This is a genomic window from Methanocellales archaeon, from assembly GCA_028715985.1.
Classification (GTDB): Archaea; Halobacteriota; UBA148; order UBA148; family UBA148; genus UBA148.
On the sequence record JAQUQR010000009.1, the window covers coordinates 37507 to 49097 of the forward strand.

General features: G+C 42.5%; 12 protein-coding genes. 6 read left to right on the plus strand and 6 right to left on the minus strand.

The window, feature by feature from the left end:
- Positions 1-10: 10 nt before the first annotated feature.
- The 4 genes from PHI74_07300 to PHI74_07315 form a co-directional block, all read right to left on the minus strand.
- Positions 11-847: a hypothetical protein gene (locus PHI74_07300; protein ID MDD5485816.1), complete on the minus strand. Its 837-nt coding sequence runs from the start codon at positions 845-847 to the stop codon at positions 11-13.
- A gap of 11 nt (positions 848-858) precedes the next feature.
- The gene (locus PHI74_07305) at positions 859-2031 is read right to left on the minus strand and encodes a tubulin/FtsZ family protein (protein ID MDD5485817.1); all 1173 of its coding nucleotides are present in this window, start codon (positions 2029-2031) and stop codon (positions 859-861) included.
- Between the two features lie 75 nt (positions 2032-2106).
- Positions 2107-2763 (minus strand): PRC-barrel domain-containing protein, encoded by a 657-nt coding sequence (locus tag PHI74_07310; protein ID MDD5485818.1) that lies wholly within the window; start codon positions 2761-2763, stop codon positions 2107-2109.
- Positions 2764-2781: 18 nt separating this feature from the next.
- Positions 2782-3729: a hypothetical protein gene (locus PHI74_07315; GenBank protein ID MDD5485819.1), complete on the minus strand. Its 948-nt coding sequence runs from the start codon at positions 3727-3729 to the stop codon at positions 2782-2784.
- 70 nt (positions 3730-3799) lie between these two features.
- On the opposite strand from PHI74_07315, the gene PHI74_07320 reads away from it, so the two are divergent.
- From PHI74_07320 to PHI74_07335, 4 genes are read left to right on the plus strand one after another with little or no spacing between them, the layout of a single operon-like run.
- Positions 3800-4900: a cofactor-independent phosphoglycerate mutase gene (locus PHI74_07320; GenBank protein MDD5485820.1), complete on the plus strand. Its 1101-nt coding sequence runs from the start codon at positions 3800-3802 to the stop codon at positions 4898-4900.
- A gap of 2 nt (positions 4901-4902) precedes the next feature.
- Positions 4903-5805 carry a homoserine kinase gene (locus tag PHI74_07325; GenBank protein ID MDD5485821.1) on the plus strand — a complete coding sequence of 301 codons (903 nt, stop codon included), beginning with the start codon at positions 4903-4905 and terminating at the stop codon, positions 5803-5805.
- Entirely contained in the window at positions 5795-5986 is a 192-nt protein-coding gene (locus tag PHI74_07330) for a hypothetical protein (GenBank protein ID MDD5485822.1), read from the plus strand. Before PHI74_07325 ends, PHI74_07330 begins: the two co-directional genes overlap by 11 nt.
- A 39-nt stretch (positions 5987-6025) precedes the next feature.
- Positions 6026-7000, plus strand: a complete 975-nt coding sequence (locus PHI74_07335; GenBank protein MDD5485823.1) for a coenzyme F420-0:L-glutamate ligase — start codon at positions 6026-6028, stop codon at positions 6998-7000.
- A gap of 195 nt (positions 7001-7195) precedes the next feature.
- Here PHI74_07335 and PHI74_07340 read toward each other — a convergent pair whose 3' ends face one another.
- Positions 7196-8155 carry a UbiA family prenyltransferase gene (locus tag PHI74_07340; GenBank protein MDD5485824.1) on the minus strand — a complete coding sequence of 320 codons (960 nt, stop codon included), beginning with the start codon at positions 8153-8155 and terminating at the stop codon, positions 7196-7198.
- Positions 8156-8280: 125 nt separating this feature from the next.
- Positions 8281-9105, minus strand: a complete 825-nt coding sequence (locus PHI74_07345; GenBank protein MDD5485825.1) for a winged helix-turn-helix domain-containing protein — start codon at positions 9103-9105, stop codon at positions 8281-8283.
- Between the two features lie 412 nt (positions 9106-9517).
- Between PHI74_07345 and PHI74_07350 the strand changes: the two genes are divergently transcribed.
- On the plus strand, positions 9518-10669 hold the full coding sequence (locus PHI74_07350; protein MDD5485826.1) for an ATP-binding protein: 1152 nt from the start codon (positions 9518-9520) through the stop codon (positions 10667-10669).
- Positions 10656-11591, plus strand: a 936-nt coding sequence (locus PHI74_07355; GenBank protein MDD5485827.1) for a hypothetical protein, incomplete at its 3' end; no start/stop codon positions are given. The genes PHI74_07350 and PHI74_07355, both read left to right, overlap by 14 nt.

Here is an 11591-nt window from a genome sequence, read left to right on the forward strand (position 1 = left end):
TATCTTTTCTTTACCCTAGCCTATCCCATGCCCTCTTTTTGAGAGTTGTTACCAATACTATGAGTAATAGTATGATAATCCCTGCGATGATACCATATTTTATAAGAGTGTTACGCGCCAGTTGACTTTCATAGGTTTCTATCGCAGCCCTTGCACTATCAGAGGCTCTTGTGGCTTCACCATAAGAATCTTCAGCCGCTTGTTTCGACGCACCCATATCCGGTACCTCATACAAAACTTTAGCGCGACCCCATGACCCCTCTGCTGAGTTAAGGAAACCTTTTGACGCTTCTAGCATCGCAGCTGGAACACCTGCATCTTCGGCAGATTTGATGTCTTCTTTAGCCATCATTATTCGCTCGTCAGCCCTGTCTATGGAAGCCAATACTTCATTAATTTCATCGGTCGTTACATAGGCTGAGATCGTTGTTATGGCTTTATCCCCTATCGAGATCTGCATCAAATGGTAGTATTCCTTCTTTCCAACTTCTGGTGCTGTGCCAGATAAGCCGATTGTTAGGGTGTCATATATCGAATGATCGAACTCCAGGGTAAATTCCCAACTACGATTTGTATCCTGATAAGCCCAACCGCTGGCATTTTCCATCTTAATGTCCCAAACTGGGTCAATCAAGCTCGTACTCAAATATAATGCGGTCCTGTCAGTCAGATCTGGACTGACCTCTTTCAAAACAACCTCATCTATGTGTACCTTCTCCCCCACAAACAAATCCTCAGTGGGGACAGCACTCCTGGAAATTTCTTCAATTTTCTGCGCGAGGGCGCCTTGGGATCCGATAGCAAGGACTAATAAAAATATTATGCCAAACGTGATCAACCTTCTCATTCCATCCCCCATCAGAATAAAGGCTGTAAATCTTCGGCACTCATCAACTCTTCGATTCTCTCGCCTTTTTTCTCACTAAACTCTGCCATTCTTATCTGTGCGTCTATAGCGAGTTGCTGCAGTTCTTTGATTCGTGGTACATTTGACACACCAGATAAAAGGACGACACCTGCCACGTATTTACTACCCGGGATTGGATAATCCCCCCCACGAACTTCTCCGCCACCTATCGCATCCTCAAGCCATAATCTCGCTTTTTCCGTTCCGACTCTACTCAACTGATCCGGTGGTCCTGCTACCAAAACGAGGGCTTTTTCAGCACTTTTTATGTCGCAGGGCATAGTTAACCGCCCCATGGCAGCCCTTCTTACCAAGGAAACGACCTTAGTAGTTGAATCCAGCGATTCTATGGATGTCTTTCTTCTGAACATGTTTCTGAGTTTTCTCAGCAAGCCAATTTTTTGTGCCTCTTCTCTTGCATAGCCGATGACTGAAATCTCTCCACCTTTGAGGGTGTTGATGATCTCGGACGAATCTATCACTGACTCCCCCACTGCCCCCTTGGTGGAACGTGGTGCTTCTCCTGCACCGAGTATGATGCCGAGTCTCCTGGAGATCTCCTCATTTATGTACTGATATGACTCTACAAGGGTTGTTCCTTCCTTTTTCCAAGAATCATTATCGAATAAAAAGAGGGCATCAACCTCCTTGATAAATGTCATTAGACTCCTGGCTGCATTCAATGAATATAGCGACCCCTCTTCATTTGATGGCAGTATTCCCAGACCATAGACTGGCTCTGAATAGAGTTTTTTCAGCCTTCTTGCAAGGACAGGAGCCCCACCCGATCCTGTTCCACCTCCCAATCCAGCTGCTACCAAAAATGCCTCTGTCGCATGAGTGCCCCGTACATCCACAGCGCTTTGAATCGTATAGATGTCATCTGTAGCTATCTTTGCACCCATTTCATTGTCCGCACCAATGCCATGGCCTTTCGATACTGTCTGGCCTATGAGGAGGCGATCTTCCATTGGTATTTGGGTCAGACCCATGAGATCTGTTTTGGCAGTATTAATAGCCAATGCCCTCGCAATGGAGCTTTGGTTGGTTTTCTTATCATATTCTAGGAGCAAATCTACTATCTTTCCTCCTGCCTGTCCAAAGCCAATTGCAAATAACTTCATTTTTATCCACTCTAGTGTTTATCTGCTCTATTTTTACCTTGTTTTTTGGATATTGTGTCAGACCACTATATATATCTATTCTATATCTGTAGGTATAACACGAATGTCTTTGAGTATAACGCAGTTATTATAAACGTTTTTCAGATATACCCCCTCAATGGGTATCTCAAATAATTTCTTATCAGTCTTGACCTTCAGCTCAATCAGGTCTCCAGTTTTATCCTCATAAACGATGTCGATCACCGTTCCGATTAGGGTTCCATCGATGTATATAACTTTTTGGCCGAAGATATCCTTTGCTGAGGGTTTATTATCTTTATACCGATGTATCAATTGTAATATGGATTCCTCCTTTTTTTTAAATGAATCCATGCTGATTCCCATGAGCCTTGCAAGAGCTTTTGTATCCACGATGTCGCCCAAACCTCTCAGCTTCTCTCTACTACGCAAGTCATACAACATCGTATATACCTGGGCCTGAGCATAGGCAAATGGATCGAGTTTATTATTATTGACAAGATATTCTTTTGATATCCTTTTAACCTCATCACAAATGACATTGGAAAGCTCTTCTTTGGATAGATCATCTAGGATAACAGACGGAATCATAAAATCTTTCTTGACGAAGTGCTCTAGGGTTTCATCATCAACGGGCTCCATTAGGAAGTTCCAAGGAAAAAGACGGGAGCGTAAGTAATTATGAACTCTCTCTTTCATTATTTCTTTTTTCATAGCTTCCTTCCAAGTTTTTCATAATTTCCTTCGAAGCATTTGATACAATTTTGATGCTTTAGAGTTCTTCTTCTTTTCTACATCCTCTTCGGTGGGTACCTCGTTTCTGCACAGCAGCCAAACCCATTTTCCAAAATCCGTTACCTCATAGGTGTCGCCACGTTTCTCCACCAGGTTATAGTTCCAATCATCCCCGACCAGGTAATCCATGCTATCCTTCAGCAGTTCATCGTACATCTCACTCACGAGCCCTTTATACTCCTCATCCTCTATACTGCAAATTTCTTGAATTTCCTTTATATCTAATCCCCTGCCAGAATTGATTAAGACGTTGAAGCCTGTAAATGCATAATCTCTCTCCCTTAGACGTTTCCAGCATAAGTCCAGCTGGTTACTCCTGCCCAACATTTTTTTTGCGGTTTCTTGGAGAAGAGTGGTTACGGAATCTAAAATTTTTAATGCTTCAATATCATCGACATCTGGGGTTTTGATCGTCACTCCTTTATCGCTCAGCGTGGCATTTTTAAATTCGACAATAGGCTTCGGGTCGCCAAACAATATGTCGGTTAATGCCCTGAAATATTGCTCTGTTAGGGGTTCTCTCTCTGGATCGTAGGGATATAGGTTGCCATGCCTCATATCCAGACTGGGACCAAAGTATGCCACCAGCTCAAGAAGATCGCGTCTCACTTGTTCAATACTTGCAAAATCACCCTCTTTAGCGTCTATCGTTCTACTTAACTGTTTCAACTCTTTCTCTAATTGCGACCTGAGATTACCACCAATCCCTTTGTTTAACAGCGTCTCAATGTCATTTATCTTTTTTCGTATTTCATCCGGGTCATCAGCACCTGCACGGCCTTTCAAAAGCCAATATTCATTCGCCAGTATAATTGCCCTTTCGTTAAAGGCAGCTTCACGCATGATTACTCCAGTTGAAACATCTTTAAAGGCAGCTTCACGCATAATTACTCACTTGTACACTTTTTAGGTAATCCATAACCCATATTAGTAACTTACTATATAAGTAGTTGTGATGAAATACGTCGTGCTAGTTGGAGATGGAATGGAAGATTATCCTATAAAAGCTTTGGAGGGTAGAACGCCACTACAGGTGGCTTATACGCCAAACATGGATTTCATCTCAGCTGAGGGGATGGTGGGTACTGTAAGAACAATACCTGAGGGCATGTATCCAGGAAGCGATGTTGCCAACCTATCAATCCTGGGATATGATCCCAGAAAATATTATACGGGTAGGGGGCCTCTAGAGGCGGCAAGCATGGGAGTTTTTTTAGATGAAGATGATGTGGCTTTTAGATGTAATCTGGTTACCGTGAAAGATGGCATACTCGTTGATTACAGTGCAGGTCACATATCAACTGAGGAGGGCAGGAGCTTAATAAAACTCATAGATGGGGAATTGGGGGACAGGAACATCAGCTTCCATCCCGGAATTAGCTATCGCCATCTGTTGGTTCTAAAGGGCTGCGAAAAGGTGAAATGTGTCCCACCGCATGATATGGTGGGACATTTGATAGAGGAAAATCTTCCCTCTGGCAAGGGCAGCAAATTGTTAAAAAAACTTATGCAAGACTCAAGGTCCTTCCTTGGGGAATACATGATCTGGCCATGGGGGCCTGGCAAAGCGCCAAACCTGCCCTCTTTTGAGGAGAAATATGGCCTAAGCGGTTCTGTGATATCTGCTGTAGACCTAATCAAAGGCATCGGTAGATGTGCTGAATTACAAATCATAGATGTGCCAGGTGCCACTGGTTACTTGGATACGAACTATAGGGGAAAAGCAGAGTATGCACTGAGATCTTTAGAAAAAAAAGATTTCGCTTTCGTGCATGTAGAGGCGCCGGATGAGGCGGGTCACGAAGGAAATATAGGGGCAAAGATCAAAGCCATAGAGGATTTTGATGAAAAGGTCGTGGGAACGATGTTGGATGGCTTAGAGGGATATGGGGAACATAAGATTTTGGTGCTGTCAGACCATCCCACGCCGATATCACTCAGAACGCATACTGCTGACCCGGTCGGTTTCTCCATCTTCTCCACAGGTGAGTTCCCAAACATGGGTTTTATTGAGGAAGGACACAGATTGATGGACATTTTTATCAAAGGGTATTAGCGATGGATCATATCAAGGTAAAGGCACCTGCAACGTCTGCCAACCTAGGCTCAGGCTTTGACGTTTTTGGTATAGCCCTGCAAGCCCCATATGACATCATCGAGCTTGAACCCCAGGATGTAACGGAGATAAAAGTCGACGGAGTTGGCAGAGACCTAGTCCCCACAGACCCTGCAAAGAACACGGCAGGAATTACCGCATCAGAGCTGGGCTGCAATGCGAAGATTACGGTTCATAAGGGAATCAGACCCTGCAGCGGACTTGGATCTTCTGCAGCTAGCGCAGCTGGAGCAGCCCTGGGTTTAAACGAACTCTTTGACCTCGGACTTTCAGAAAACGAACTTATCAGGGCGGCAGTTAAAGGTGAAAAAGTGGTTTCTGGTACAGCACATGCGGATAACGTTGCTGCAGCTCTGCTCGGGGGATTTACGATCGTGAATGGCGAAAATGTAATCCAACTGGAACCGCCTGATATCGGCATCATTGCAATCCTACCAGATATTTCTGTTGAGACAAGGGCAGCAAGATCCATCCTACCCCCAAAAGTACCGCTGGAAGACTTAGTTTTCAACATCGGAAATGCATCCTCGCTGGTCCTCGGCATGGTTACTGGAAATCTGGAGCTTATCGGGAGGAGCATGCAAGATCGCATAATAACGCCAGTGCGTTCAAAGCTCATTCCTTGTTACGAGGATGTGAGGGAGAGCGCCTTAGAAGCAGGTGCAGCAGGTGCAACGATCAGCGGCTCTGGTCCAGCCATGATAGCGGTCTGCGAGCTTGAGCGAAGGGGCGAAATAGCAGATGCAATGGTGGATGCTTTCAGTCGCAATGGGATAAAAAGCGAACCCTTCATAACCCAACCTGGTGGGGGTGCAGAGATCGTGAAGGGGATGAATGAAAGGTAAGATGTTGAACCTGTTGATACTACGAGACATGATCACTGTTATTTTGTTATCCGGTCTAGCACCTATATGTGGAGATCAATTGAGTTCGCCCACAAGCCCAACACCTTGGAGATGGTTGCGCCAACATCGACAACAACCCGCTGAAGTTCAACCACAAGCTAGAAGTGGAAAAGATCGGTGATGCAGATATCACTTCTGAAAAAGTTATAGTCTATGCTGAATGCTGGACCATTTTGCAACAGATGAAGGAGAAAGGACAGAACGTTATTTCTCGGAAATGATAAGACCTGGAGAGAACAAAATATCATCAGCAAGCTTTAGTACGTTGGCAGAAATGAGGGGTAAGAGGAGTGGAGTGAGTCTGGTTGGTGACCATGATACTCTAGTAACGCTGGGGATGGATGGAGTTATTTATGACGGATGTCAAAGAGTTGAGATCAACCTTGATGGAAGCGAAATCTTGAGAGCTGAAGCTTTTATAGTTAAAGGGATACCGCAGATCGAGAAGGGGGATGACCTGGGCAATATAATATCCGAATTAGCTAAACCAGCGGATGGAGATATTATAGTAGTCGCCTCTACCGTCGTTGCAAAGTCTGAGGGTAGAGTGCTGCGCCTAAAGGATATAGGGCCGGGCTATGAAGCCGAGAGGATTGCACGCCTAAACGGGGAGGACCCAAGGTTTATCCAAGCGGTATTGGATGAAAGCGAGGAGATTCTGATCGAGAATCCTTTTTTGCTGGTCCAGACTCCTGCAGGTCATATATGCGTGAATGCAGGTATAGACAGATCGAACATTCGGGAAGGATTTGTGATTTTGTTGCCAGAAGATCCAGATGGGAGCGCAAAAAATATCAGAGACTCAACTGGCAAACACATTGCGGTCATCGTCTCAGACACATGCGGCAGACCATTCCGAACCGGGCAAACAGGCATCGCAATTGGATGTGCTGGCATCTCAGCTATTAAGGACTGGAGAGGTGAAAAAGATCTATTTGGCAGAGAGCTAAAAGTGACAAGAGAGGCGATTGTAGATGAACTGGCTGGTTTTGCGAATCTGTTGATGGGTGAAGCTTCCGGGGGGACGCCCGTGGTGATAATTCGTGGGATCCAATGGCAAGATAGCAAGGAAGGAATCAAGAGCATATATAGAACGAAAGAAGAGGATCTGATAAAAAAGGCGCTTAAAAAGTAGCTGTAAGTTATAATTAAAAAACTCAAAAAAATCGCCACAGATTTTTTAGGGCAATAAACTAAAGGAAGTATCTAAATGGGACTGGTAGGAATGAGCGTCTCATTTGGATGCTTGCATGTATTTATTATTAGATTAGATTATTGTAGCCCTGGTAACAAAAGATAACATAATAAAACAAACTTTATTCCTGTAAGCTCAGAGCAAAGTAGCTGCTATGGCCAGCATTGCAATTATCATCCATTCGCCGTCCACGAGCAAATCAACCGAAGTCCCTATTTTTAACTTATCCTTACAAAAATACAGGATATACCAGTATCCGTAAAAAATGCAAAAGATTAAGACGACAAGGTATTGGCGGAAAAAGCCCATAAAACAGGAAAATGCGAGCCAGACTAAGAGGGTTGAGTTCAGTCCCAGGAGCAGATTTTTTGAGTTACTTCTTCCAAAAAATACTGGAATGGTTTTTACCCCGCTCATTCTATCGCCTTCGATATCTCGAACATCAAATACAACCGTGTTAATGAAGCATTTAATGAAAAAGAAATAAAAAATCAGGGATATTAGAAGATAATCACGAAAAGAAACTGCTAAGGGTATGAAAGCGCCTAATACCGCCCAAGACAGTGCAACTACGATGTTTTTTATGCCCATTATGTCTTTCAGTCGGAAGTTGGATATTTTTATACTGTATATAACTCCCATAAAAAAAGGAAAGAGAATTATAAAGATGGAAAGGGGGTTTTGTAAAAAAGATAAAGACAAGGCAACAATGAAAGACGCTACTGTAGCCCAGATGACCAAACGTTTATTTTTTGCAATAAATCCTGCCCTTTCAGGCACATTTACCGCATCTTCTTCTATATCGGTTAATTTATTGATGTTGTAGGTGGCAAAACTAACGAGAAAAGAAGCAATAAGCAATTTAAAACTAATCTGCACCTCATAAAGCAAGAAAGAAAAATAAGGTAACAAAAAGGCGATTATGGCAATGAATAGGGAACTTACCGACAAGAATGACAGGAATTTATCAAACAAGGAACGGATGCTTTTAAGTTTGAGATGGAGATGGGGTAACAGATAACTACCGAGCCCATCATCTAACCCAACATCCGTTTCGCATAAAGACTTACATCCATAAGTTAATATTTTAAACATTTCTATATATTAAACGTTATGCTTTAACATACCTATCGTTTTAAACCCAAGTTAATATTTTAGACATTGACTACACCACAACTAAACGGCATATATCAGGCACTTAACTAGAAATTGCATGGGGATCACAAATGAAATTTATTGGACCGCTTGCGATACCATTCAAACAATTCCCACCCCCATTCAATACCTTCCTTAGTGGAATCTACTATATCCTTATTCCAGTCGTATGTACCATCAAAATTAAACAAACCAAGCGATAGGAGGCTGTCAGTAACCGTAAAAGCAACTTTTAAGTCTTTTTTCATTACGTATAATTTAAGTTTAGAGCTTTTTTCAGAGAAGATTTCTTTCAGGATTTCCTGGTCTATTCCTCCCAATACTTCTTCTGATATTATAAGCTCCACATCAATATTTTTCTCGATTGTAAGCTCTTTAAATAGTGGTCCAAAATCAGGGATGGACATGGAAGTTACCCCCCTTATCTCTTTAGCATTTCTCAGAATATCGACGAAGCTTGTGAAGACTTGTAAAACATCAGCGGCAGGAGCCTCTACCATACTGGAGTTTCGCAATGCCCCAATTCTCTCAAGCAAATGTTCCGGAATGTCGCTGAGGTCATGAGTACGCCAAAAGCCCTCGTACTTTTCCAATACATCAATCGCCTCCAAAAAATCGAGTAGCTTCAAGGCGACAATTTCGCCGATTTTCGTTAACACATAATCCTTGGCTTCATCTTGAAAAATGAATTTGCCCTTTTCAAGCTCTCTTAGTGCATGTATGGCTGTTGTAGAGCTTGCTTCCATCTCATCTCGTAATTCGCTCAGTGGTTTCTTGCCCTTTTTCAAGCTAACTAAAATACCGCTTCTCAGATCGGAACAAGCAGCGAGGCGAAGCATAGCACGAACAATCTTCGATCTCTTTTTTTCATTTTCATCTGAAGCGCACATTTTCTTTCACATCTCGACTCGATTAGGTCATAGTACATACATGTATTTTATAGTATACACTACTCTCATTCATTGAGTTTAAGTATAGTTATGTATATAGTTTAGGAATGAAAATATTGTCTGATTTTAGCAATTTTGCTTATAAAAGGAAAAAGTTTAAATAATAGTTAAAGTATACACATACTTTGCACAATATCCACAAATTACTAATCAAAAATATTGAGTGATTTCATATACAGCTAAAGAATGAAAATATTGTCTGATTTTAGCAATTTTGCTCAAAAAAAGGAAAAGTTTAAATATATATAATGTATATACGCATTTTGCACAATGCTCACAAGTTACACATTTAAGAAATGAACAAGTTACACATTTAAGAAATGATATAGAAATAACACAGGGGATATAAAACTTGGAAGGAAAAAATCCATTTTCACCCACGTTTCCTGTAAACACAAAATATTTCGCTAACAGGGAGGACATCTTATCCTCTTTCAGGAGATCGTTCGATAGGTCCAAGAAAACAGAGATGCCTACGCCAGACAACATAGCTGTTCTAGGGGATTGTGGCGTCGGCAAGACTTCTGTGTTAAGGAAATTTGAAGCCATAGCTTTAGAAGAGTTCAAGGAAAGGAAGGTGTTTTCAGCGATAGTAGGATTTACGCCCATTTCGTGTAATTCTTTCAATTCCATCCTCAATAAAATTGTAGACGAAATTAGTGGAAACTTTGTCACAAATACGCTCGATCAGGCGGAAATGAAGAACGAAATCAAGGACTGGAGAGCCAAATCAATCGGGACATCTGAAGCAGCAAAAAGAGATGAATCAGCTACGAGGATTTTTAGGGATACGCTTATAGGACTATGGAAAACTCTCGAAAAAAGAGGAATTGATACCGGACTTCTGATGTTGGATGATGTACATTATCTAAGTAGGTGTCCAGATGCCTTGAGTGAGATCAGGGCAGTATTCCAAGAGCTTCCAAAGAACGGATGTAACTTTATATTGTGTATAACCGGGAGAAGTGATCTGTTTTCAGATATAAGAGGATATGGTAGAACTTTTGCTAACTTCTTTAACATCAAGCATACCCTGAATCCCTTTAAATTGAATGAAGTCAAAGACGCCATCCTAACGCCCTTGAAAATGTCAGGTTTGGACCTGACGGTTAATGAGAGCGTGATTGAGAGAATACATGACTTAACCAGGGGGCACCCGGTTTTCATCAATTTCATAATGAGGGAGTTGGTGTATCTAAAGAGAGAGGGTAGAATCACCCTGGAAGATTTTGAGAAAAATTATCGTACCATCATGAAATCAATGGAACGAGAGAGATTTAAAAACGACTTTTCGATATCGAGCGGTAAGGAGAAGGAAATCTTATTGGCGATGTCAAAACTGCCAGACAGGTTTAGTCCCTCTGACATAAGTATAAAGGACGCCAGGACACATCTTCGGTTTTTGATTAAAAAGGGGCTTATAGTAAAACATGAGAGGGGAGCGTATTCGCTCTACCATCCATTTTTCAAAGAGTACCTGAGGAGTCTGGGTGAAAATGAATAGTGGAGAGAGATACACTAAGCGGATCGTTGTATTGATGGTAGTATCTCTCTTACTTGGAGGTCTTATACCCTCTCTTCAGGGGGCTATTGTGAATAACGGGATTGTAAGCGGTGAGGTGGGGCCGAGCGTAGTTGGAGCCGTCGAGGCGGATCACGGTGAATCGGAGCCGATTATTGTGGTTAACGAGGTTGAGCCGAGCATAATTTTAGATGATGAATCGGAGGCGAGCGTAGTTGGAGCCGTCGAGGCGGATCACGGTGAATCGGAGCCGATTATTGTGGTTAACGAGGTTGAGCCGAGCATAATTTTAGATGATGAATCGGAGGCGAGCGTAGTTGGAGCCGTCGAGGCGGAGCCGATTATCGTAATTAGCGAGGCGGGGCCGAGCATAGTATACAACAAGTATGGCGAGTTGAACCCAAACCAAGAGGGTGATACGGAGCCGAGCATAATTGTGGCTAACGAAGTGGAGGAGCCGACCATAAACGTGACAGACGTGCAGAGTTATCCTTCTGTCGGAGAAAACTGGACGGTTAGATTCAACACAACAGGAAAAGCCAACTTAACGATTACGGCGGTTAATGGAACAACCTGGAGTGATGAAAACGAAGATAATGATTTGAAATTCCTGGAAATTAGGCGTGGAGATGAATTAGCAGAATACGAATGGATCAACAATTCTGTGTTCATTGAAGATTATGAATGTAATGAAACAGGTCATGCAGTTAGTAAAGTGTTGATATCTGGTAAACACACATTAGAATTTAAATTTGGGGATGATGTTGAGTATGCACACAACGATGCATCGAACTGGTATAACCCAAGCTGGAATTACCGCAAATTGATAACCATCGACCACACCAAGGTCGATAATGTAGATACTCCCTCCACCACCTACGCCAACTTTCCCGTTCTGATCAAT